The sequence below is a fragment of the Mycolicibacterium lacusdiani genome (genome assembly GCF_021916785.1).
Classification (GTDB): Bacteria; Actinomycetota; Actinomycetes; order Mycobacteriales; family Mycobacteriaceae; genus Mycobacterium; species Mycobacterium lacusdiani.
This window is the reverse complement of the sequence record NZ_JAKCFC010000004.1, coordinates 264,899-287,179: the sequence shown is the minus strand read 5'-3', so window position 1 is coordinate 287,179 and position 22,281 is coordinate 264,899. Positions and strand designations below refer to the sequence as shown.

The following is a 22,281-nucleotide window of genomic DNA, read 5'->3' as shown; positions in this document are numbered from 1 at the left end:
CAATGGAGGCGGGAACCGGATCCGATAGTTTGGTTGCGATAAAGTACAGCTCCAAAACCATTCGACGTCGCGCCATGACGGGAGGTCACCTGATGCCGAGACGGCCCCGCAACCCACCCTCGATCGCCGACCAGATCGCTCTTGCTGCTGACCGGGAGGGGCCTGACTTCGACACGGCCGTTCTCGGGCTCACTCTTGCGCTCTTCCGCACGGCGACCGCATTTGAACGCGCTCACGTCACGGAATTGCTGCCCCACGGCCTGAACATCGGCCAGCTCAACATCTTGACGGTCCTGGACCGGGCCGCGGAGCCCTTGACGATGGGCGCTCTCGGACAGGCTGTGTCGGTGCTACCGGCGAACCTCACTGGCGTCGTCGATGGCTTGGCAGGTCGAGGCTATGTCGAGCGAATTCCCAATCCCAGCGATCGCCGGTCGTTCCTGATCCGCATCGGCAAGGGCGGCCGCAGCTTCCTGCGCAAGTTCCTCCCGGGCCACTGGGCACATCTGCAGAACCTGATGAGCGATCTGACGCCCGCGCAGCGACGTCAGTTGCAGTCATTGCTCGGCAAGTTCCTCGAATCCATCGAGCAGAACGGCAAGGACACCGCGGACGGCTTCCATCCCGACCGCGTGCGGCGTCCGGCTCGTCGCGGCGGCGCGGTGTCGACGTGACCGGACCGGAGGCCGGCGTCATCGACCTCCATACTCACGGAATGCCGCAACGGCTACCCGCGTTCGGCAGGCGCTTTGCGGGATCCTGGCCCGAATTGGTGGCGACGGGACCCTGTACCGCCGACATCATGCTCGGCGCGCGCCATTTCCGATCCATCACCGACCAGTGCTGGAACCTCGAACGCCGCGTCGCGGACATGGATGCTGATGGCGTTGCCCGTCAGGTGATTTCACCCATTCCCATCACCTTCGCCTACGGTCTGGATTCCGACGGCGTCGCCGAACTGTCGCGCGTTCAGAACGACTGGATCGCCGAAGCGGTCCGGGCATCTCCTGCGCGCTTCAGCGGACTGGGCACGGTCCCGCTGCAGGATCCGGACCGCGCGGCGGAGATGGTCGTCGAAATTCGACGCGACCTCGGCCTGGCCGGCGTCGAGATCGGGTCCAACGTGCGCGACGTCAACCTCGACGATCGGGCTCTCGACCCCTTCTTCGCGGCCTGTGCCGAGCAAGGTGCGCTCGTGTTCGTCCACCCGTGGCAGGTGCTGGGCGCTGGCCGCCTCACCCATTACGGACTCGCCGAGTCGATCGGAATGGGTGCCGAAACAGCCACGGCCGCAGCGACGTTGGTGATGGGCGGCGTCCTCGACCGTCATCCCAACCTCGATGTGCTGCTGGCCCACGGTGGTGGCGCCTTCCTGGCACTGCTCCCCCGGATCGAACGGTTCTGGGCGAACCTTTCTGGCGCAGCGGGTTGCGTCGACCGACCATCGAGCTATGCGCGCCGATTCTTCTACGACTCACTCGTCTTCGACCCGGACGCGGTCGCGGCGCTGATCGGACGGGTTGGGGCCGATCGCGTCGCCGTCGGAACCGACTACCCCTTCGCGATCGCCGAACGCCCCGCCGGGGCGGCTCTGCGCGGCGCCGGCCTGCCGGAGGCCATCACCGCGGCGGTCAGCACACACACTGCCGAGCGGCTGCTCGGTCTCACCCGAGCCGGTCCGGACCCTTCCGTTAAATCTTTGCGGCACTGACGGTCGATGGTACGAACACGTCCTCTGGCGCCAGCCGTCGTCTGCTGAACCCTTGCTGGTGGGCATATGCCAGCAACGCCTCCAGGCTGGCGGCATTAGCGGCGACACCGCAGCGAAATGGGTCACCCAGCACTGCCTGTTCCGCCTCGGCATATGAGGACTCCCAGACCAGGCTGCTGGTACAGACGGCGGTGTCCAGAAGCTCCCGCTGGACGGGTGTGCGTGCTCGTTCGAACGCGTCGACGAGGTTGTTGGCGACCCAGGGGTGGGCGGCGAGCAGAGCGCGCCGGATGACCACTACGTGCATGATCGGAATGATCTGTGTCTTGACGTAATACGCCTGCTCGGCCGCGCGGAAATCGGGCCACAACCGGCGAATCCGTCGGTCGCCCTCCAGAAAGGCCCGTGGGGCACGAGCGGTGATCAGAGCGGTCAGATCGCCCCGGATGAGCTGCGCACTCAGCGTGTCCGTGTCGCCGATGTGAGCGACGTCGAAATGAGCCGGCGGTGTCACAGGCGCCTTCTCCAGACGGCCGGGCTCCTCGAGACCACCTGTGCGCCAGTGGATCGAGGCCAGGTCGACGCCGTGGTGTTCGCCCAGAATGCCGCGCATCCATAAAGATGCGGTCATGCTCCACTCGGGGGTTCCGATCACGGTCCCGTTCAGGTCGGCCACGTCGGAGACATCGGTGTCCGCGTTAACGTAGACGCTCGAGTGCCGGAATAGTCGCGATGGGAACACCGGCAGCGCAACGAACGGCCGATCCGGATCGTCGAGCGTAGACAGGTAGGCGCCCATCGAGTATTCGGCCAGATCGAACTCGCCGTACCTGCCTTGCCGCCAGAACAAGTCTTCGATCGCCGTGTGCAGATAGCGCAGTCGGACTCCCTCCGGAGCCACCTCGCCGGTGTACAGCCGCCGCGTTCTGTCGTAAAGCTCGCCACCATAAGTCAATTCGAGACGATCGAGTCCGCTCATGGAAGGAGCGCCTCAATCTCGGCGGCGGCGTCGGACAGCTGGCTGAGCGCTGTTCTGCGCAGTTCCTTGGTCATGCGGCTTACCGGCATCGAAGCGTTCAGGGCCAAGGCTCCATTGCGCACCGGCACGGCGATCGACACCACGCCCTCTTCGCCCTCTTCATTGCTGATGGCATGTCCCCGTCTGCGCACCGCATCCAGTTCGGTTCTCAGCGCGGCGGTCGTCGCTATCGAATGTCGGGTCATCTGAACGAGATCGGGGCCGGGATAGAGTCGATTGAGCTCGTCGGGACTGAGGGCTGCGAGCAACACCTTCCCAGTCGACGTGCAGTGCGCGGGCATGGCGACGCCGAGGCGGTTCGAGACCCGAAGCGCCTGTGGGCTCTCGATGGAGGCCACGAAGTCGACCTCGACGCCTTCGAGCCGGCCCAGGTGCACGGTCTCCTGCAAATCGGCATTCAGCTTCTCCAACACCGGGCGGGCACGGTCACGGATGTCGAGCTGCTTCAGCACGGTGAACGCCAGTAGGTCCAGGCTTGGACCCGCCTGGTAGGCCTTGGTTCTCGGATCCTGCCGAATCAGCCCGCGGTACTGCAACATTGCCAGCAGACGGTGTGCCGTCGAGCTGGCCACGCCGAGGTGGACACTGACGTCGGTGAGCCGGATTTCCGTACGGGTCACCAGAAGCATCAGAATCTGCAGGGCGTTGTCGACTGACTCCAACCGATACTGAGGTGTTGGCCCATAGGCCCTGGCGGTGATTGGTGCTGCTGCCGTCGTCACGAAGTGGCTACCTTCCTGCCGTGTTCACGGCGGCGAGCCGCGGCAGGCCCTCGAGTTCGGCAAGGCAATCGGTCACGGTGGCGCCAGCGCCGATCATCCGCCGACATATCATCAGGGCCTTCGGCCAATTGACGGTCACGGCCCCGCGCAGCACCCCGTCACGGTCGCCGTACACTGCCGCTGCCTGTGCGGGATCGTGGTCGACGTCGCCGATGATCCGTTGCAGCACCGCCCGATTGGGCCGCCCGGCAATCTGAATCTTCCAGTCGTATTGGTCGCTCCATACGTACTCCGTCGGCGCGTAGGCACGGAGCTCCCCGGGGTGGCAGATGTTGTGGGCCACGCACGCGGACTGCTCGGCGGCATTCGTCCAGTGCTCGGCGCGAACGTCTTCCTGATGTACGGGATGGCGCCAGCGGGCCACGTCCCCCACCGCGTAGACGTTCGGGTGTTCGACAGTCCGACAGAATTCGTCGCACACCACCCCGTCATCGATGAGGAGTCCCGACGAGGCCAGCCATCCGTCGTTGGGAATCGCGCCGATACCGACCACGACAGTGGCCGCCGGCAGCGTCTCTCCGTTCGTCAGCGTGACCGTCAGCTCGCCCTCGCACCCCTCGATCGATTCCACACCGACGCCGAACCGCGTCCGCACTCCATGCCGGGCATGCACGCTAGCGAGGATCGTCCCGAGCTCATGCCCTACGAGCCTGCCGATCGGCGCCGCGAGCGGGTCGACGATCGTGACGTCCCGCCCGGCTGCGCGTGCGGTAGCGGCCACCTCGGCACCGATGAATCCGCCGCCAACGACGACGACGGGTCCGACAGCAGCGAGGGCCCTGGCCAAATCGCGCGTGTCATCGAGCGTCCGCACCACGTGGATACCCGAATTGACCGACCACGGAGACGGCCGAGCGGCCGCACCGGTGGCGATCACCAGCACGTCATAGGCCACTCGCGTGCCGCCGCTGAGTATGACCACCCGCTCGGCCAGGTCCAGACGCTCGGCGGCGCTGCCGAGCTGCAGCTCGATGTCAGCCTCCTTCGCGTCCTCGGCCGTCAGCATCGTGACCCTGCTCTGATCCCACGTACCTGCGAGGAGCTGCTTGGACAGCGGTGGCTTGTCGTACGGGAGGTGCGCCTCGTCGCCAATCAGGATGACCCGTCCCGTGAATCCCTGTGAACGCAGCGCCTTGGCGGTGCGGACGCCACCGACAGAGGACCCGACGATGACGACTGTCCGGGTGTCCATCACTGCGCCTCGATGCTCAGGGCGTTCACCGGGCAGCTGTTCACGGCGTCTTCGATCCGTCGCCGGTCTTGCTCGGGAACGGTATCGCGCAACAGGACGACGACGCCGTCGTCGTCGACGTCGAACGTGTCCGCTGCGCCGGTAACGCAATTGCCGTATCCCTGGCACGACGGATAGTCAGCGTGGAGTCTGGGCACGGTGTCCTCTCTCGATGGTGGTCTTGGGGTGAAGGGTCAACGGCGCTTGCGCGGCGCTCCGGCGACTCCCATGCCCCCGTCGGGGTGAATGACGTCGCCGGTGATGCCACGGGCGCGATGCGAGGCCAGGAATACATAGCTCCAGGCGTGGTCTTCTGCGGACAATGCCACCTGCAGCGGAACGCGGGCGGCGAGTTCCTCGGCTCGATCGGGAGCCGCCGCGATGCTGCGGTCGGCCGCACCTAAACTGGCGAGCCCCCGTAGGTCGGTGCCGAGGGTGCCTCCCGGGGCGACGCCATTGACCCTGATGTGTGGAGCGAGGTCGTGGGACAGCGCGGTCACCAGTCCGCGGACGGCGAACTTGGAGGCGACGTACATCACCCCGCCGCGACCCGGGTAGTACCCGGACGTCGACTCGGTGAGCAGGACGACGGGATGCGCGGATTGCTGAAGTGCGGGGAGTGCGGCCTTCACCGCGTGCAGATGACTTTTGACGTTGATGCGAAAGATCTCGTCGAAGGCGTCGTCGAGGACGTCTGCGTCCAGATCGGTGATACTGCGGTAGAAGTCGAAGACGCCCACGCAGTTGACGAGGACGTCCAGGCCACCGAACGACTCCACCGCAGCGGCGACGGCATCGTCGTTGGCCGCCCGCGTGCTGGCATCCCCGCACGTGACCGGCACCTCGGGGTGGGCGGCGCGCACTGCCGAACACTTCTGTTCATCACGCTCGAGGACGGCCACGCGGGCGCCCTCCCCCAGGAAGGCCGTAACGACCGCGCGGCCGATTCCGGATCCGGCGCCGACGATCAGCGCCCGCCGATCGGTGAGCCAGCCGGTCACCATGACTCCGGCGCCGACTCAGCGGGCTGATCACCGACCAGGGATCCGAACGGATGCCCGATCATCGCCGAGAAGGTGGCTGTGCCCTGCCACGTCAGCGCCTCGGCTTCCAGTGGGCACAACGCCACCCACTGACCCGATCGTTGAGATTCAATCAGCAACCGCGAGCCGTTGCGGGTGTCCACCCGTGTGACCCGTACCTCGGCGAATTCATTGCCGACCGTGATCGATTCGCCCACAGCGTGTTCGAGCAGCGCACTGCGCTCCGCGCTCGACCGTGCCGCCTGTTCGTCGGGTGACGGGGTCACAAGAACACCGCGAGGTTCTGCATGCGGATGACGGAGTCGTCGACATGAATCGTGCGACGGGCGAGACGCCATTGGCCGTCCTCGCACCGCAACAGGTCTTCGCGTCCCGCGGAGAGGAACGCTCCCTCACGCACGTCACCCCTACTACGAAACAACAGGGTCGCGGACTCGACCACCAGATGCTCGGGATCGACGGTGGCGAAGGTGCGCACGTTGGACAGGTGATGACGCAGCCGCGACGGCGGATCCTCGGTCCAGGCGTGCTCGGTGAGAAAGCGGGCGACTCGGCGAGACAGCGAGTACTTGTCCTCGTCGAAATGTGCCATGCCGGGGGCGGTGTCGTAGCCGGCGGCCAGTGCCGTCGTCACCCTGACGGGCATCAGGTAGTGAATGTCCTCGGCGAGCAACTCGAGCCAGTCTGAGTAGGCCTGCGCATCGAACAGGTAGGTCTCATCCACCAGCCACTTGTGGGCGAGGAGATGCCGTTCGTCGCCGAACTCGAGCGACGTTCCCGTTCTTTCGACCCGCGATGCGTTGGTGCCCAGCCGGGAGCGACTAGAATCTGTGTCCGCGGCAGCACTCATTTCCGCGACACCGCCCGGGATTCGCCGTTGGCCGCAGCACCGTTTGACGCCGCAGCGACCGCCGGGTCGGCGGACGGTCGGGCAAGGTCATCTGCCCAACGTCGCAACAGTTCTCGCTGATTGAACTCGCTATACCCTTGCCGCGCTATGCCGGGTCCGCTGAATTGTTCGGCGGACAACCGTGGTGCCACCTCGGAGCCGTCTGCCAGCAGACCCATGCGGCTGTTGAGCAGTAGCCGACGGGCCATCGATCCCGCTGCGGTATTCGTCAGCGACACCCAGTTCTCGACGTCGTCTTGCTCGAACATGCCGGTGCTACCGAAACACATGAGATAGGCCTTGTAGGAAAGGGCCTTGAAGTCTTCCGGGGCCGCAGCGTCAACAGCGAACCACGACAGCACCTCTGTCTCGTCCTCGCTGATGGGTTGCCATTGTCGCAGCGTGATGAACGGCAGCACGTCGTCGCTGGTCCCGACCTTCGGCCAGTTGTGAACGAACGACATGTTGGGGTAGAGCGAGGCCGCACTGAACATGAACCCATCGGTGCCGATGATGGCGAGCTGTTCGGCTGACCAGCATTGCTTCATGCGCTCGATCATTGGGTCGGGGTATCCGACGTAACGCAAACGCTCCTCCAGCGTTCCGTCGGGAAGTTTGTAGGTCGTTCCGCCCCCGTTTCCGGCCCAATACAGCGCGCCCTCTTTGCGTTTCTGGGCGTTTGGTTCGCGGAACAGACCGATCTCGACGACCGAGGTGTGGGTTTGGGGCGTGTGGTACATGTCGCCGGCGAAGTTCTCGGCGCCGATCTTCCAATTCGCCTTGATCCGCCACCGTTGCGGTCCGTGCAACTCGATGCCACCCGGACTCTGCTTCGTGTAGAAGTCGAGGTAGAAACGGAAGTCACCGAGATACTCCTCCAGCGGCGGTGCACCCGCATCCAAGCTGAGGAAGATCATCCCGTTGTAGATGCCGATGTTCGGCGCGGGCAGGAGCCTTTGTCCCTTGCGGGCGAACCCCTCCTCGCCGCCATATGCCTCTTGATGGAATGGAAGTCCGACAATCCTGCCGTCGTTGCGGTACGACCAGCCGTGATAGGGGCATCGGAAATGAGATGCGTTGCCCATCTCCGCGCGGCAGACCTGCATCCCGCGATGCAGACACATGTTGAAATGGGCACGGACGCAGCCATCTTCGTCACGTGTGACGATGAAGGAGTCCTCGAGGACTCGTCGCACGACGTAGTCACCGGGTTGTGCAATCTCGGATTCGTGGCCGACGAAGATCCAGGCCCGACTGAAGATCTTCCGCTTCTCCAGCTCGAAGATCCCGCGATCGTTGTAGATGTGCGCCGGGATCATGCCTCGCCGCACGTCATCGAGGACATCAGAGTAGTCGGTCACGACCCGCCACCTTCGATGCTGGCCGATGCCCCGGCACGGCACAAGCGCTCTGCGTGGGCCAGAAATTCTTGGTTTCGGCGGCTGACCGCATCGGCAAACACCTCGCTCACAACAGGGTGGGCGTCAATGTGCATGTGTCATCCGAACTTTCCGGTCGATCGTCGCAGGGAGATTGAACGCGTCGATATGGGTTCCAATACATGACGCATGAATAATACATAAATCGTACTATATGTTCAATACGTCGCGGGCGCGGACTCAGTCCCTGGGAGCAGGTGTCGACCGTCCCCAGCCGGCGTCCTTGGTGATGTCCTTGAGCAACGGCACCACTCGGTAGGCCAACGGCGTCGTCAGCGCCAGCGTGGTGGTCGAGTGGACCACCCCCGGGGTTCCCACGAGCTGTTCGATCAATTGCTGCAGGCCAGCCTGGGTCTGGGTCGCGGCGCGCACCAGCAGATCGTCGCGTCCGGTCGTCGCGTGGACCTCCAGCACCTGCGGTATTTCTCGTAGCGCTTCGACGATCGACCCCAGGCAGCCCTGCTGCACCTCGAGCCCAATGAAGGCTTGGGTGGCCACTCCAGCATGTGCGAGGGTGAGCTCGGGCCGGTAACCGGTGAGCAGACCGCCGTCCTCGAGTCGCTTCAAACGTGATTGCACGGTGTTGCGCGAGATGCAGAGCGTCGACGCCATTTCCACGACCCCGGCTCGGGCGTCCCGCGCGAGGATCTCCAGCAACTCGACGTCCAGCCGATCGATGCTGAGCATCCGAATCACCTCACTCCGAGTCGTGTCCACTCAGCTGAACCGTTAGATCAGTTGAAATACCCTTAGTTGACCAAGATTCCGACTAAAGGCAGTCTTGACTGTACTTCCGAATCACATGCCGCGTATCGGCATCATCGACACTTGGGCGGAAATTCACCTTGACCGATCTTCGTACGGCCGGACCAGATCCCCTCTTGAAAGATCGCTACCGGGCTTCCTCCGGACCGGTGTTGCTGACCGGGGTGCAGGCCATCGCGCGGCAGATGGTCGAACAACACGAACGTGACATGCGGGCCGGGCGGCGGGTCGCCACCTTCGTCTCCGGGTATCAGGGCAGCCCCCTCGGAGGCCTGGACCAGCTACTGGCGAGCCTGCCGGAACTCGAATCGGAACATCACGTCCACCTCGTGCCCGGCGTCAACGAGGAACTTGCGGCCACTTCGGTGTGGGGCAGCCAGAACAACCTGCCATCGGGCACCGAGTCCTACGACGGAGTCATCGGCATCTGGTACGGCAAGGGACCCGGTCTCGACCGCGCCAGCGATGCCTTAAGGCACGGCGCGATGTTCGGCGCCAATCCACACGGCGGCGCGGTCGCCCTCGTCGGCGACGACCCCGGCGCAAAGTCATCAAGCCTCCCAGTGGCCAGCGAGCGATCTCTCGCTGCGCTGTCCATGCCGATCTTCTTCCCCCGCAACGCAGAAGAGGTCATCGCATTCGGCATGTACGCGGTTGCATTGTCCCGCGCATCGGGATGCTGGCCAGCCATGAAGATCGTCGCCGACGTTGCCGACGGCGTGTGGACACTGGACCGCGACTTCACCGAATTCGACATCAACGTTCCCACGATCGAATGGGACGGGCGACCCTGGACGTACAATCAGCGCCTGTGCGCGGCACCGCCGGACAGCCTGCTCGCCGAAGCCGATCTCTACGGCCCCCGTTGGGCGATGGTACGAGCATTCAACGCCGCCAACGCGATCGACCGCATCGAGGTGGACCCGGCGCAGGCGTGGCTGGGCATCATCGCCGTCGGCACTGCGTACGACACGGTGCGCGAGGCACTCCACGAACTCGGCGTGACCGACCACGAGCTGATGCGCAACGGCATCCGAATCCTGCGCGTCGGCATGCCCTACCCCCTCGGGCCCGAGATCGTGTCGCGACTCGCCTGCGGCGTCGAACAGGTTCTCGTCGTCGAGGACAAGTCAGCCTTCGTCGAGACGCAGGTCAAGGAAATCCTCTACGGCCGCAGCGCGGCACCGCAGATTGTCGGCAAGCTTGGCGCAGGCGGTGACATTCTGATTCCGCCAGGCGGCGAACTCGTTGCTGCGCGCCTGCTCTCACCACTGCGTGCGTTGTTGAAGGACAAGGTGGCGCTCACACCCGCTGCACCGCCGTCGCTCGACCTGACGGTGCTGCCGACGAGTCGAACCGCGTACTTCTGTTCCGGCTGTCCGCACAACCGTTCAACCGCCGTGCCGGAGGGTTCCCTGGCTGGCGGCGGGATCGGCTGCCATACCTTGGTCACGATGTCCGCGCGCACGGACTCTCAGGTCACCGCGCTGACCCAGATGGGTGGTGAGGGTGCTCAGTGGATTGGCCAGTCCCCCTTCACCGATGTCCGACACATCTTCCAGAACATCGGCGACGGAACGTATTTCCACTCCGGACAGCTCGCCGTTCAGGCGTGTGTCGCCGCCGGTGTGAACATCACCTACAAGATTCTGTACAACTCGGCGGTCGCGATGACCGGAGCCCAGGACGTCGAGGCGGGCTTGACGGTTCCCGAACTCACCCACAAGCTGCGCGCCGACGGAGTCACGAAGGTGATCATTTGCGCCGACGAACCGGAGCGGCACAAGGGCGCGGCGTTTGCCGACGGCGTTCTGCTGTGGCACCGCGATCGTCTCGACGAAGCCCAGCTACTCCTGCGTGACACCGAGGGCGTCACCGCGCTGATCTACGACCAGCAGTGCGCGGCCGAAGCACGGCGCAAGCGCAAGCACGGAAGGTTGCCTGCTCGACTGACCCGCGTGGTGATCAACGAGGCGGTCTGTGAAGGCTGCGGCGACTGCGGCGTCAAGAGCAACTGTTTGTCGGTGCAGCCAGTTGACACCGAACTCGGTCGAAAGACCCGCATTGATCAGAGCACCTGCAATACGGACTACACGTGCCTAGATGGGAACTGCCCATCCTTCGTCACCGTGGAGGTTCCCGCCGGAGGTGCCCCCACCGTTGCGCTGGATCGTGCTGTCCCGCCGGAGGTGCCCGAGCCCGCACTTCCGCCAATCTCCGGCGTTTACAACGTGTTTCTGGCAGGTATCGGCGGAACGGGGATCGTGACCGCCAATCAGGTGCTGGCAATGGCCGCGGTACGGGCCGGCCTGCATGCCGAAGGACTTGACCAAACGGGACTCAGTCAGAAGGCCGGCCCCGTGACGTCGCACCTGCGAATCAGCGGCGGGCCCGCTGCATCGTCCAATCGGGTCAGCCCGGGGGCAGCACACTGCATCTTGGCGTTCGACTTGCTCACTGCCGTGGAACCCAAGAATCTTGAGGTCGGCAGTTCGGAGCGGACCGTCGCGATTGCGTCGACCAGTAGGACCCCCACCGGCCCGATGGTCTACGACGGCAGCGTCGAGCATCCCAGCGACGAGGTCCTGCTGTCCCGGCTGGACGTCCGGGTTCGTTCGCTGGTGTCCTTCGACGCGTTGGCGGCGGCCCAGAAGTTGTTCGGCAACACCACGACCGCTAACTTCCTCCTCGTTGGCGCGGCTTATCAGGCAGGTGCGATTCCGTTGAGCGCCGCCTCAATCGAAGATGCGATCTCTATCAACGGCGTTGCCGTGCACATGAATCAGGCTGCGTTCCGGTGGGGCCGGGTTGCCGTCGCCGAACCGGGTGCCTTTCACGCTGCAACGGTTTCCCCCAGTGCCGGGCAAGCCCTCGTGGTGCCTGAACATCTCTTTGCGACGACCTCGGTCACCGGCTCCGTCGGAGAGCTACTTCGGCGGCGTGCCGCAGACCTCATTGCCTACCAGGGCGACCGCACCGCGGCCCGGCTCATCACCCTCACGCAGCTGGTGTGGGACAAGGAGCGCGAAACGACCGACCGGACCGACCTGTCCGAAGCGGTGACCCGAAACTTCTTCAAGCTCATCGCCTACAAGGATGAGTACGAGGTTGCCAGGATGCTGACCGACCCGGCCTTCCTCGCATCGGTACGCGCGCAGGTCCCCGGTGGGCAGAACCTGACGTTCAAACTGCACCCGCCGACGCTGAAGGCCCTGGGTCGCAAGAAGAAGGTCGGCATCGGGCCGCGGACCCAGGTCGCCCTCCGCGTCCTCGCCCGCGGCAAGTGGCTGCGGGGGTCCCGGCTGGATCCCTTCGGCCACACCCACATACGACGGACTGAACGCCGCTTGGTCGCGCATTACGAACGAACGATCAAGGATCTGCTGGAGTCCCTCACGGCAGAGTCGTATGAACGGGTCATCGTCGTCGCGTCGACCCCGGACCTCATTCGCGGCTATGAAGAGGTCAAGATGCACAATCTCGACGTTTATGTGGCACGCCTCGCCGAACTTGGGATCGCCACCGACTCACTGCAGTTGCCGTGACGGGCCGCGCGCGGTGCCGCATTGCGATCGGAACAGCCGCGGCTCTTGCGTCCGATCCAGATACTCCGGCCGGATGCGTATGATGCCCCTGCTCACCCATTCGCCATCCGGAACCTACTGTGCGCCAGGCACTCATGCGTCCGGAACAACGAAGCGAATTCCACTCTGAGATCCAGTGACGCTGGCACGGCCAGCTCGTCATGACACTGTCCGCCGAGTAGGAGGAGTACACATGCCATCGAAGGCCACCGTGGCGATCGTCGGGTCGGGCAACATCAGTACCGACCTGTTGTGCAAGCTGCTGAGGTCCGACTGGCTCGAGCCGCGTTGGATGATCGGCATCGACCCGCAGAGCGAGGGCCTCGCGCGGGCCCGCAAGCTCGGGTTGGAGACCAGCCACGAGGGCGTCGACTGGCTACTGGCACTCGACGAGAAGCCGGACCTGGTGTTCGAGGCGACCAGCGCCTACGTGCACCGCGACGCCGCACCCCGCTACGAAGAGGCCGGCATCCGCGCCATCGACCTGACCCCGGCCGCGGTCGGGCCGGGGGTCATCCCGCCGGCGAACCTGCGCGAGCACCTCGACGCGCCGAACGTCAACATGGTCACGTGTGGGGGGCAGGCCACCATCCCGATGGTCTACGCGGTGAGTCGCGTGGTGGACGTGCCCTATGCCGAGATCGTGGCGTCGGTGTCCAGCGCGTCGGCAGGCCCGGGAACCCGGGCCAACATCGACGAGTTCACCAGGACCACGAGTAGGGGCATCGAGGTCATCGGCGGCGCCAGGCGCGGTAAGGCCATCATCATCCTCAACCCGGCCGAACCGCCGATGATCATGCGCGACACCATCTTCTGCGCCATCCCCGAAGATGCCGACCAGGATGCGATCACCCGGTCCATCAAGGAGGTCGCCGTCGAGGTGCAGACCTACGTGCCGGGCTACCGGTGCCTCAACGAACCGCAGTTCGACCCGCCGTCGGTGCACTCGGGCGGTCAGGCGTTGGTGACGATCTTCGTGGAGGTGGAGGGCGCGGGTGACTACCTGCCGCCGTACGCGGGGAACCTGGACATCATGACCGCGGCGGCCACCAAGGTCGGCGAGGAGATCGCGAAGGAACGGGTTACTGCGACTGCTGGAGGTGCGCAAGCATGAGTGAGGTCTTCTTCAATCCGATCTGGGACGTCCGGATGACCGACACGTCCCTGCGCGACGGTTCGCACCACAAGCGCCATCAGTTCACCAAGGACGAAGTGCAGTCGATCGTCGCGACACTCGATGCCGCGGGCGTGCCGGTCATCGAGGTGACCCACGGCGACGGGCTTGGCGGGTCGAGCTTCAACTACGGCTTCTCCAAGACCCCGGAGCAGCAACTGATCAAGCTGGCGGCCGAGACGGCCAAGGAGTCCAAGATCGCCTTCCTCATGCTGCCCGGTCTGGGCACCAAGGACGACATCGCCGAGGCGCAGCAGAACGGCGGTTCGATCTGCCGCGTCGCCACGCATTGCACCGAGGCAGACGTGTCGATCCAGCACTTCGGGTTCGCCCGCGACCTCGGCCTGGAGACCGTCGGCTTCCTGATGATGGCGCACACGATCCCGCCGGAGAAGCTGGCCGCCCAGGCCCGCATCATGGCCGATGCGGGCTGCCAATGCGTTTACGTCGTGGACTCCGCGGGTGCGCTGGTGCTCGAAGGTGTGGCCGACCAGGTCGCGGCGTTGGTCGCCGAACTCGGCGACGACGCGCAGGTCGGGTTTCACGGCCACGAAAACCTCGGCCTAGGGGTCGCGAACTCGGTGGAAGCGGTGCGCGCGGGCGCCAAGCAGATCGACGGCAGCACGCGGCGCTTCGGCGCGGGTGCGGGCAATGCGCCGGTCGAGGCGATGATCGGGGTGTTCGACAAGATCGGCGTCAAGACCGGTATCGACTTCTTCGAGATCGCCGACGCCGCAGAGGACGTCGTGCGGCCTGCGATGCCCGCCGAGTGCCTGCTGGACCGCAACGCGCTGATCATGGGCTATTCCGGGGTGTACTCCAGCTTCCTCAAGCACGCCATCCGCCAGTCCGAGCGTTACGGCGTACCCACGCATCAACTTCTGCACCGGGCCGGGCAACGCAAGCTCATCGGCGGCCAGGAGGACCAACTCATCGACATCGCCCTAGAAATCAAACGCGAACAGGACGCCGAATGCGGCGGCAAATCAGCCGCATTGACGGCTCTTCATGATTGAGGGTGTAGTCGGGGTCTGAACCCGCCGGTCTCCAGCAGTGATCGAGCGATGTAGTTGGTGAGGTTGCGAAATCCCAGGGCGGAGCCGCGAAGGTGTTCGAGTCGGCCGTTGATCGCTTCGGTCGGTCCGTTGCTGGTGCCGGGCCGGTCGAAGTAGGCCAGGATGTCGGCGGCACGTTTGTTGAGGGTCCGCCCGAGGGTGATCGCCTCCTGCAGGGCTTTGGGGACCCCGTCGCTGAGCGTGTCGATCACGGCCTGCATGAGGGTGCGGCCCTTGGTTCGGTCGGGTTCGCGGTAGGCCGCGACGGTGCGCTGATAGATCGACCAGGTGGCCTCGACCTCGACGTGGGCATCGCCGGCGAACAGCGCCTGTAACCGGGCTTTCTGCTTGTCGGTGAGCAGATCGACCCCGGTGTGCAGAGTCCGCCGTGCGCTGTAGAGCGGGTCGGTCTTGCGGCCCCGGTGCCCGCAGGTGTCCAGCTGGATCCGGCGTCGGCACTCATCGAGGGTGTTGCCGGCCAGGCGGACCACATGGAACGGGTCCATCACCGCCACCGCGTCGGGGAGTTCTTCGGTGGCGGCTGTCTTGAAGCCGCTGAATCCGTCCATCGCAACGACTTCCACACCATCACGCCAGCGATGAGCCTCGTCAGGTCGGCCAACCATTGCTTGAAGGCCTGTTTGGACCGTCCCTCAAGCATGTCGAGCAGCCGCGCCGGCCCGGTGCCGTCGCGCACCGCGGTCAGATCGATGATCACGGTGACGTACTTGTCACCGCGGCGGGTGTGGCGCCACACGTGCTCATCGACCCCGATCACCCGCACGCCGTCGAACCGGGCTGGGTCGTCGATCAGAATCCGCTTCCCCTCAGCCAACACGGCATTGTTGGCGGTGTTCCACGACACCCCGAGACCCTCGGCTACCCGAGCCACGCTCAGATGTTGGCACACAATGGCTTCCAGCGCCCACCGCAGGCCACGACGAGAGAGCTTGGTCCGTGGCTGGGCCGCAGCACTGCTGTCCTGGCGCCACACATGAGCGCAGCCAGCACAGCGGTAGCGGCGCACGGTGAGGACCAAGGTGGTGGGCCGCCACCCGAACGGCTCATGAGCAAGTTGGCGTGTCACGGTGTCCCGCGCGATGCCCTGCTCGCCGCAACGACGACACCACCGATCCTCATCAGTGATCCGACACGCCAACACCGCGCCGCCGGGCTCCACGCGCTGACCGGTCACCTCCAGACCGAGTTCATCAAGGCGACAGAAAGTGGTCAGATCAGCGCAGGCGAAGCCCGCACCACCGGTAGCGTTGTGCACGTCGAGGTCTTCCTGATGGGCAGCGTGAGAACTCCCATCATCGGAAGACCTCGACCTCTACCCCGGCAACGACGCGCCGACGCGCACTACACCCTCAATCATGAAGAGCCCCTTAACAGATACATTGCCGATAGCACTGTCCCCTGCTCTTAAGACACCGAGAGTTACGTCAAAGATCCGGTCTGCCCGCCTGTTGCGAACGCTGACACCCGTAACAGGCACAGACGGCCCCATAGCTTGGTGCATTCCCAGCTTCCCCGCGACAACTTGGACGAGGCTCGCTTGCCGCTCGAGATCAGCCTCGTGTTGCCGCTCGGAGTGATGGCGTTCCGATACCGCGATCCACAATGCGACCCCCGCCGCTATCAAACTACCCAGAGCGCCAAGCCATTGACCGAATCCCGTGTACCACTCGACCGTTTGCCCCAAGTCGTGTGCGATCTGGCTGCCGACCCATAAGCCGATGATTGACGACACCGCGATGGTCGACGCCCAGAACCACACGCCGCCGATTGCGCAGCCAGGATTTCAATCCGCGGGGCGCATTAGCCACTGATGCGTTGCGCTGGTGTGTTTCCGACATAGACGGCAACGTAACGGTTGGGCCGGATGATGGAAGACTTTACACGCGGTTGGCTGGTTCTGAGGCTTCATGGATCCGGGACCGGGAGTTCGACGCCCGGCGCCTCGCGATACCTGCCTGGACGAAAGCCGCGGTTCCCAAGGTTTCATCTGTTCACACGCGGCCGACTACGCAGCAAGGGTCTGCTGCACGATCAGGTGACAGACTGACGGTGTTCTCGCGTCGGCCTTTGATCGTAGTCTCGGGTGAACGAGTCATGTTCGCGTTAAGGCACAACGAGTACGCGCACATTGCTGAAGCATCACTGTCCCCCCGCGGCAGTGAGTTGCCGTACCGATGCGGCGGGGTCGTCGATGACCAAGCCCATCTGGAAGTGGCTGGCCGTATGTCAGGCGGCGTTCTCTGGCGCGGGCGGGGTGAAGACGACGACACGCTGGTCGGCATCAAAGGTGACCGACCCGCCATGGTGAGCGATCAGCTCCCGAAACATCCGGTGCCCCTGCAGAATTGCCACTTCCCAGTCCGCCGCCGTGCGAGCTCCGACCTCGAACTTACTCGTCATCATGGCGATCACGTCCAGCAGCGCCTGGTCAAGACGCTCGATCCCCGCGAGGTGGCCTTGCTGGGATCCGTATGCAAATGCAAGATGGGCCAGGCCCTCCTCGGTGACGATTGCGCGCCCGCCATCTTCGGCGTTGTCAATGTCCGGTGTGGATTTACGCTTGCACCCCAACATCTTTCGTAGCTGCGGTGACCACCCCAGGACAGCCGCGTACGTCAAATGGAACACGTCGTGAAACCGGTAGCCGTCCTCGTCGAGGGAGTTGTCCGTCAGTGGCTGGCCAAGTTGGCGGCTGTCCATCCAGACCGTCACCTCGGGGCGGCCGTCGGCGTTGACGATCTCACGAAATTCCATAGTTCCCGATCGCGGTAGCTGCTCGGCGGGTGGCGCGGCGGCATCGAGCTGATAGTTTGTGGACGGCAACCACCGTGACTGTGTCTTGTGCAGGTTGGCGGTGGCGATGTCGTCCAAGGTCAGTTCGGCCTCAGCAGCGATCGCCGCGACGTACCAGAGCACGTCGCCGAGCTCTTCTCGCAGCTGCATCTTCCAGTTGCCGTACGCCTCGCCGTCGCGCAGATATTTCTTGTACACCGTGTCGACCGAGCCCGCCTCGCCCGCCAACCCGAGCAAGTACACAACCAGGGGCGACACTGGGGCACCGCCACCGCGGTCTGCCGTCAGGAGGTGCGGTTGGGCAGTCTCGCGTGTCCTGCGTTGATAGTCGTCGATCTCCATTCGGCACCTCCTGCTGGTTTTTCCGACAGACCTGATCGATCCGCCGACACTGTTGTATCATCAATCAGGGCTGTTGGGAAAGCCAACAAAGGAGGTTGAGTCATGACACATGACGAAGTTGAGGATCTGATCCTCGGGCTACTCGCCGAGCGGGCCGAGGTCAGCGTCGAGCAGCTGCGGGCCGCGCTTGCCGCACTCGGGGACGAAATGCCCATCGATTCGCTGCTCGCCGTAGAAATCCTGGTGCTGGTGCAGAATGCCACGGGGGTGGTACTGCCGGCGACCGAGGCGACCGCCCAGGCCCTGCTGTCGGTTCGGAGTTTCGTCGTAGCGGTCATGCAACAACTCGACGCTCAAAGCTCCGGGCGGGCATCGGCGTGAGCGCGAACGCACCAGAGTTCGACCAAAAGGCACTGGCCAACCGACTCAGGGAGATTCGCGAATACCTGGGCCTCTCCCAGCTACAAGTCACCTCCATGACCGGGATTCCGCGTTCGGCGATCTCAGAGATCGAGCGCGGCAACCGCAAGGTCGACAGCCTTGAGCTGCGCAAGCTGTCCCGGCTCTACCGGTATCCGCCGAGCTATTTCTTGGGCGTCGAGGACGCCGGACCCACCAATATCCCGGTCGCGCTGGGCCGGGTGCTGACCGAGATGACTTCTCACGATCACGAAGAGGTCCTCAAGTTCGCCGAGTACCTGCAGTACATGCGGCGCACGGAACGGTCCTGAGCATGGTCATGTCGTGGCAGACCGCACATCGTGTTGCGGCGATCGCAGCCACCCAGGCCCATGACGGGCTGGGTATCGACCCCTGCGCCATTCCGGTGGCGGTTGCCCCAGCCATCCATCGTGCTGGCGTCGTGTTGCTGTATCGACCGCTACCCACCCTGTTCGGGGCCTATCTCACCGGCCGGGACATTGCGACTGGCATCCTGGTCAACAATCGCCTCACCCGAGCAGTGCGACGCCACAGCGCCGCACACGAACTCGGCCATCACCGGCTGGGGCACCAATGCACGCTCGACAGTGGTGCCCTCGAAGATTCTGGTGAATCGCTGCGCGACACCCGGCGAGGGGGCTGGCCCGATCACGAGAAGACTGCCGAGGCGTTCGCGGCCTGGTTCTTGATGCCGCGCCGAGCGGTGCACGCCGTGCTGGCCGACATGGGCGTCGCCGCCCCCACCGGCGCGGAGCAGATCTACCAGCTCGCCCTGCGACTCGGTACCAGCTACGCCGCGACAGTGCGGCACCTCGCGACGCTGAAGATGATCTCCCGGCCCCGAGCCCAACAGTTGGGGTCGATCTCACCGGGGGTGATAAAGCGCCGCCTCGCCAGCCAGGACCTCAGCTCGACCCGCGACGTCGAGGTGTGGGACCTGAGCCTCGCGCCGCGCCACACCCCTGCGGCGGTGGCCTCCAGCGGCGACCTGCTGCTGGTCCCAGGCACCGAGCTACAGAACTCGGCGGGTCCCGTCGAAGACATCGGCGTCAATGCGCAAAGCAGCCGGCTGCTGGTATGTACCGAACCCACCACCCTGGAGGCTCCGGTGTCGGTGGCCACCGAGTCCGGGTCGTATTCGCTGCTCGTGCAGTCCCGTCCGGCCGGGCTCTACCTCTCCTCGCTGCAGACCGCGGCGCCAATTCCAGGAGATGCGTGATGACCGAACCCATCGACGTCCGTCAGCCCGACCTGGCCACCGCTTGGTTGGACACCATCCTCGCGGTCGCGGCCAAGCCGCAACACCGGGCGTTCCACACCGTGACCAGGATCGACAGCGCAGGCGCCGACGGTCATGATCGGATCTACCGAGCGGCCGACGACCTGTTGACCGAATTCGGTCTGCAGTCCGTCTCGACCGTGGCCAATACGATCTTCCCGGTCAGTATGGTCGCCACGTCGCCCGATCCGGTGGCTCTCGGTCAGCGCTACGAGGCGATCTATCCAGAACTGCGACGCCTGGCACCCGGGGCCAACCGCGACGGGACCTACTTCCTGCGGCTGGTCGCCTACCCAGGGCCGGCCGGAACGGTGAACCAGCTGGCACGGGTGATAGCGATCATCAGTCGGGAATTGGACTCCGCTCGGCCGAAACGGGCCCGCTACGAAGCCACCGTGGAGATCCCCGTCGCCGAGTCCGGGGGCCCCGACGGCGGCCCGGACGAAGTGGCCGGTCCCCCACCGGAGGACAGCGTCGGGGTGCCCATCTTCGAGCCCCGCCGCGACACCTCCGCCATGGGTTTCCCGTGCCTGTCGTTCTTGTCGTTTCAGCACGACACCGAGTCGCTGCACACCGTGGCGCATTACCGCTCTCAGTACGTCATGGAGCGCGGCTTGGGCAACTACCTCGGTATTGCGCGGTTGCACCGCTATGTCGCCGGCCGGTGCGGCCTGCGGACCGGCATTCTGACCGTGGTGGCCGGGCAGGCTCACGCCGACAAGCTGCGCCGCGACCACGTTGGCGCACTGCAGAATTTGCGCGACGACCTGACTCGGTAGCGGCTACCAGCGGTGGCTGGTGACCGCCTGCAATCGAGCGCTAACCCCGGGATCGTCGAGCACAGCGCGGCAGGCGCGGGCGAACTCCACCAAATCGGAAGCGGTTGTTGAGTCGTCGTCGGCGGCGGCCTCGCCCATGTCAGGGTTGAACCGCGATTCCACTCGCATCGCCAACTTCTGCAGGCTTCCCACCACCAACAGCAACTCTCGGTCGCGCGTGTCGCCGCCAACCATGATGTCGCCTCCTTCAGTCATCCTCGCCAGAGCGTAACGCCGCGCGTCACCCTCAGCAGGCCCCTGGCAATTCTGCACTAAGCCCAAGGCGCCACTTCGGCGGGAACCAGGCCGGCACCGCGCGGCTGATCGGGTGAAATTTCTGTTTGATCCGCGAGCGCCCGCTGTATCCGGCGATGTCGGGATGCATGACCCGGGCGTACTTGTCGACTTCGCAGAACAGGTTCTGACAATCGATCAGTTGCAGTGGACGACCGAACAGACCGCCGAACGTCAGACCCAGCCGGGCGAAGTGTTCGTCCTGGCTGTGCGCCATGTACTCGATCAGCTCGCGTTCCACTCCGGCACTGGCGGGGCCGAAACACTTACGGATACCGTCACGAGCACCGGGACCTGCCACCACGAATTCCATCTCATCGAAGTTCAACGCCCTGGTGTAGTTGATGTCAATCAGGAACTGGAATGCCAAGAAATCGCCGATGGCGGGATAACTCTTGAGGACTTCGAAGGCATCCTGCATGCGTGGCGCCGACGTCAAACGGTCGGTGACCTTGCTGCCCATCATGTGATCGAGCAACCGCAGGTGGTTGCGGTGCTTGCGGTCAGCCCCAAGCTGTGGAGGCGGCATCACGTAGGCCGCGGAGTACAACCGCTGCCCCCGGGCGAACACGTCGTCGAGCACCTCCCCGTAGCGCGTGACGTCGAAATCGCTCAACGTGGGAAACCCCAGCTGCTGCTCCAGGAGCTGCCAGGTCTCGATTTTGTTGAACAACTTGAACAACAACACCCGGAAGACGAGTTCTTCGGGTTCTTGGGAACCGCAGTAGGCCACGTTGCGGATCAAGAACTGGCTCACACGGTCCGACGCGCGGAAGCAATTGGTGAATCGATGCGAACGCAGGACCGGATCGGTGGTCCACGGCCCGGGCAGCCCGGCAAGTCGCGCCTCGTACACATGCTGACGACGCGCGGCGAACGCCCAGTACGTGTCAAACACCGGCGTCGTCTCGAACGTGCGCCCAGCGACCTTGATTACCGGGCCGGTTATCTGGCTTCGCGGCGGGGCCACCATCGGCTCATCATCCAACCCCGTAAATGCCAACTGTCGTGGGCCCACTTCGAGTGACATACAGCGTCCTTGCGTTAAGTGATTCGCTACACGTGTCATCGTATACGTGTGACGCATGCTGCAGAGGACGCACATGCCGACCGGTCGTCGGCGTTGTTCAATAACCGCTACTTGGTCTCCGTCGTGCGCGCGATCACCCGCATCGGCGGCGCCACCGCTTTCACCACCCGTGAACTCGCCGTCGAAACCCGCCTGCCGGATAGCCTCGTGCGGCCGGTGCTGCAGCGCCTACTCGCCGCAGAGTTGCTCTACGAAGATCACCGACTGCCGGGTATGCGAGGCGCCAAATACTTTCGGACCGCGCCGGGAACGGCGTGGGCGGAACTCGAGGCCCTGTGCCACGCATTGGCTGATCCAGCGACGCCGCGGTGACAATCTGCACGGCCACCGGTGATCGAGCGGGATCCAGATCTCGATTACACGTCGTCGCCACGTCCCCGCCCCGTCGTGTCAGTGCCAGCATGAGCACACGTTCATGCCGGTGTAGGCGAACTCTCCGTACCAGCGACCGATGCGGCCGATCGACCAGCCCGGGGACAGAGCGGGAAGGT

22 protein-coding genes and 1 pseudogene are annotated in these 22,281 nt (G+C 64.7%); 10 read left to right on the top strand and 13 right to left on the bottom strand.

Annotated features, from left to right (window positions below):
- Positions 1–2: 2 nt before the first annotated feature.
- The gene (locus tag LOK44_RS14970) at positions 3–674 is read left to right on the top strand and encodes a MarR family winged helix-turn-helix transcriptional regulator (RefSeq protein ID WP_237570842.1); all 672 of its coding nucleotides are present in this window, start codon (positions 3–5) and stop codon (positions 672–674) included.
- Positions 671–1,711: an amidohydrolase family protein gene (locus LOK44_RS14965; RefSeq protein WP_237570841.1), complete on the top strand. Its 1,041-nt coding sequence runs from the start codon at positions 671–673 to the stop codon at positions 1,709–1,711. Before LOK44_RS14970 ends, LOK44_RS14965 begins: the two co-directional genes overlap by 4 nt.
- Here LOK44_RS14965 and LOK44_RS14960 read toward each other — a convergent pair.
- From LOK44_RS14960 to LOK44_RS14920, 9 genes are all read right to left on the bottom strand, one after another.
- Positions 1,692–2,690, bottom strand: a complete 999-nt coding sequence (locus LOK44_RS14960; RefSeq protein ID WP_237570840.1) for a substrate-binding domain-containing protein — start codon at positions 2,688–2,690, stop codon at positions 1,692–1,694. The two genes, LOK44_RS14965 and LOK44_RS14960, sit on opposite strands and share 20 nt — an antisense overlap.
- Positions 2,687–3,472, bottom strand: a complete 786-nt coding sequence (locus LOK44_RS14955; RefSeq protein WP_237570839.1) for an IclR family transcriptional regulator — start codon at positions 3,470–3,472, stop codon at positions 2,687–2,689. Before LOK44_RS14955 ends, LOK44_RS14960 begins: the two co-directional genes overlap by 4 nt.
- Before the next feature lie 7 nt (positions 3,473–3,479).
- Complete coding sequence (locus tag LOK44_RS14950; RefSeq protein WP_237570838.1) at positions 3,480–4,724, bottom strand: NAD(P)/FAD-dependent oxidoreductase; 1,245 nt, start codon at positions 4,722–4,724, stop codon at positions 3,480–3,482.
- On the bottom strand, positions 4,724–4,921 hold the full coding sequence (locus tag LOK44_RS14945) for a ferredoxin (RefSeq protein ID WP_237570837.1): 198 nt from the start codon (positions 4,919–4,921) through the stop codon (positions 4,724–4,726). Before LOK44_RS14945 ends, LOK44_RS14950 begins: the two co-directional genes overlap by 1 nt.
- A 36-nt stretch (positions 4,922–4,957) precedes the next feature.
- Positions 4,958–5,764, bottom strand: a complete 807-nt coding sequence (gene hcaB, locus LOK44_RS14940) for a 3-(cis-5,6-dihydroxycyclohexa-1,3-dien-1-yl)propanoate dehydrogenase (protein WP_237570836.1) — start codon at positions 5,762–5,764, stop codon at positions 4,958–4,960.
- Positions 5,761–6,072, bottom strand: a complete 312-nt coding sequence (locus LOK44_RS14935) for a hypothetical protein (RefSeq protein WP_237570835.1) — start codon at positions 6,070–6,072, stop codon at positions 5,761–5,763. The genes hcaB and LOK44_RS14935 overlap by 4 nt, the downstream gene beginning before the upstream one ends.
- The gene (locus LOK44_RS14930) at positions 6,069–6,656 is read right to left on the bottom strand and encodes a 3-phenylpropionate/cinnamic acid dioxygenase subunit beta (RefSeq protein WP_237570834.1); all 588 of its coding nucleotides are present in this window, start codon (positions 6,654–6,656) and stop codon (positions 6,069–6,071) included. The genes LOK44_RS14935 and LOK44_RS14930 overlap by 4 nt, the downstream gene beginning before the upstream one ends.
- Complete coding sequence (locus LOK44_RS14925) at positions 6,653–8,056, bottom strand: aromatic ring-hydroxylating dioxygenase subunit alpha (RefSeq protein ID WP_237570833.1); 1,404 nt, start codon at positions 8,054–8,056, stop codon at positions 6,653–6,655. Before LOK44_RS14925 ends, LOK44_RS14930 begins: the two co-directional genes overlap by 4 nt.
- A 258-nt stretch (positions 8,057–8,314) precedes the next feature.
- Positions 8,315–8,821, bottom strand: a complete 507-nt coding sequence (locus LOK44_RS14920; RefSeq protein WP_237570832.1) for an Lrp/AsnC family transcriptional regulator — start codon at positions 8,819–8,821, stop codon at positions 8,315–8,317.
- Positions 8,822–8,979: 158 nt separating this feature from the next.
- Here LOK44_RS14920 and LOK44_RS14915 point away from each other — a divergent pair, with 158 nt between their 5' ends.
- From LOK44_RS14915 to dmpG, 3 genes are all read left to right on the top strand, one after another.
- Positions 8,980–12,444: an indolepyruvate ferredoxin oxidoreductase family protein gene (locus tag LOK44_RS14915; protein ID WP_372481244.1), complete on the top strand. Its 3,465-nt coding sequence runs from the start codon at positions 8,980–8,982 to the stop codon at positions 12,442–12,444.
- Between the two features lie 232 nt (positions 12,445–12,676).
- On the top strand, positions 12,677–13,597 hold the full coding sequence (locus tag LOK44_RS14910; protein ID WP_237570831.1) for an acetaldehyde dehydrogenase (acetylating): 921 nt from the start codon (positions 12,677–12,679) through the stop codon (positions 13,595–13,597).
- Positions 13,594–14,673 carry a 4-hydroxy-2-oxovalerate aldolase gene (gene dmpG / locus LOK44_RS14905; RefSeq protein ID WP_237570830.1) on the top strand — a complete coding sequence of 360 codons (1,080 nt, stop codon included), beginning with the start codon at positions 13,594–13,596 and terminating at the stop codon, positions 14,671–14,673. Before LOK44_RS14910 ends, dmpG begins: the two co-directional genes overlap by 4 nt.
- On the opposite strand, the pseudogene LOK44_RS14900 reads toward dmpG, so the two are convergent.
- Positions 14,664–15,988 (bottom strand): annotated as a pseudogene (locus tag LOK44_RS14900) (ISL3 family transposase). The gene dmpG and the pseudogene LOK44_RS14900 overlap by 10 nt on opposite strands.
- A gap of 971 nt (positions 15,989–16,959) precedes the next feature.
- The gene (locus LOK44_RS14895) at positions 16,960–17,868 is read right to left on the bottom strand and encodes a nucleoside triphosphate pyrophosphohydrolase family protein (protein ID WP_237570829.1); all 909 of its coding nucleotides are present in this window, start codon (positions 17,866–17,868) and stop codon (positions 16,960–16,962) included.
- 102 nt (positions 17,869–17,970) lie between these two features.
- On the opposite strand from LOK44_RS14895, the gene LOK44_RS14890 reads away from it, so the two are divergent.
- Genes LOK44_RS14890 through LOK44_RS14875 form a run of 4 tightly spaced genes read left to right on the top strand, consistent with a single transcriptional unit; the run spans position 17,971 to position 20,367 of the window.
- Positions 17,971–18,249, top strand: coding sequence for an acyl carrier protein (locus LOK44_RS14890; protein ID WP_237570828.1), 279 nt, complete (start codon positions 17,971–17,973; stop codon positions 18,247–18,249).
- Positions 18,246–18,599, top strand: coding sequence for a helix-turn-helix domain-containing protein (locus LOK44_RS14885; protein WP_237570827.1), 354 nt, complete (start codon positions 18,246–18,248; stop codon positions 18,597–18,599). Before LOK44_RS14890 ends, LOK44_RS14885 begins: the two co-directional genes overlap by 4 nt.
- A gap of 2 nt (positions 18,600–18,601) precedes the next feature.
- Positions 18,602–19,528 carry an ImmA/IrrE family metallo-endopeptidase gene (locus LOK44_RS14880; RefSeq protein ID WP_237570826.1) on the top strand — a complete coding sequence of 309 codons (927 nt, stop codon included), beginning with the start codon at positions 18,602–18,604 and terminating at the stop codon, positions 19,526–19,528.
- Entirely contained in the window at positions 19,528–20,367 is an 840-nt protein-coding gene (locus tag LOK44_RS14875; RefSeq protein WP_237570825.1) for a thymidylate synthase family protein, read from the top strand. Before LOK44_RS14880 ends, LOK44_RS14875 begins: the two co-directional genes overlap by 1 nt.
- A gap of 3 nt (positions 20,368–20,370) precedes the next feature.
- Here LOK44_RS14875 and LOK44_RS14870 read toward each other — a convergent pair whose 3' ends face one another.
- Both LOK44_RS14870 and LOK44_RS14865 read right to left on the bottom strand, forming a co-directional pair.
- A complete protein-coding gene (locus LOK44_RS14870) occupies positions 20,371–20,601 on the bottom strand; it encodes a hypothetical protein (RefSeq protein WP_237570824.1) in 231 nt (76 codons plus the stop codon).
- Between the two features lie 52 nt (positions 20,602–20,653).
- On the bottom strand, positions 20,654–21,730 hold the full coding sequence (locus LOK44_RS14865) for a nucleotide kinase domain-containing protein (RefSeq protein WP_237570823.1): 1,077 nt from the start codon (positions 21,728–21,730) through the stop codon (positions 20,654–20,656).
- A 48-nt stretch (positions 21,731–21,778) separates the two neighbouring features.
- Between LOK44_RS14865 and LOK44_RS14860 the strand changes: the two genes are divergently transcribed.
- Positions 21,779–22,102: a hypothetical protein gene (locus LOK44_RS14860; RefSeq protein ID WP_237570822.1), complete on the top strand. Its 324-nt coding sequence runs from the start codon at positions 21,779–21,781 to the stop codon at positions 22,100–22,102.
- The last annotated feature ends 179 nt before the right edge of the window (positions 22,103–22,281 follow it).

Coding starts and splice junctions, on each gene's coding strand:
- LOK44_RS14880 (WP_237570826.1), top strand. CDS start 18,602: ATGGTCATGTCGTGGCAGACCGCACATCGTGTTGCGGCGATCGCAGCC.
- LOK44_RS14970 (WP_237570842.1), top strand. CDS start 3: ATGGAGGCGGGAACCGGATCCGATAGTTTGGTTGCGATAAAGTACAGC.
- dmpG (WP_237570830.1), top strand. CDS start 13,594: ATGAGTGAGGTCTTCTTCAATCCGATCTGGGACGTCCGGATGACCGAC.
- LOK44_RS14895 (WP_237570829.1), bottom strand. CDS start 17,868: ATGGAGATCGACGACTATCAACGCAGGACACGCGAGACTGCCCAACCG.
- LOK44_RS14870 (WP_237570824.1), bottom strand. CDS start 20,601: ATGGTTGGCGGCGACACGCGCGACCGAGAGTTGCTGTTGGTGGTGGGA.
- LOK44_RS14890 (WP_237570828.1), top strand. CDS start 17,971: ATGACACATGACGAAGTTGAGGATCTGATCCTCGGGCTACTCGCCGAG.
- LOK44_RS14865 (WP_237570823.1), bottom strand. CDS start 21,730: ATGTCACTCGAAGTGGGCCCACGACAGTTGGCATTTACGGGGTTGGAT.
- LOK44_RS14910 (WP_237570831.1), top strand. CDS start 12,677: ATGCCATCGAAGGCCACCGTGGCGATCGTCGGGTCGGGCAACATCAGT.
- LOK44_RS14960 (WP_237570840.1), bottom strand. CDS start 2,690: ATGAGCGGACTCGATCGTCTCGAATTGACTTATGGTGGCGAGCTTTAC.
- LOK44_RS14950 (WP_237570838.1), bottom strand. CDS start 4,724: ATGGACACCCGGACAGTCGTCATCGTCGGGTCCTCTGTCGGTGGCGTC.
- LOK44_RS14875 (WP_237570825.1), top strand. CDS start 19,528: ATGACCGAACCCATCGACGTCCGTCAGCCCGACCTGGCCACCGCTTGG.
- LOK44_RS14920 (WP_237570832.1), bottom strand. CDS start 8,821: ATGCTCAGCATCGATCGGCTGGACGTCGAGTTGCTGGAGATCCTCGCG.
- LOK44_RS14930 (WP_237570834.1), bottom strand. CDS start 6,656: ATGAGTGCTGCCGCGGACACAGATTCTAGTCGCTCCCGGCTGGGCACC.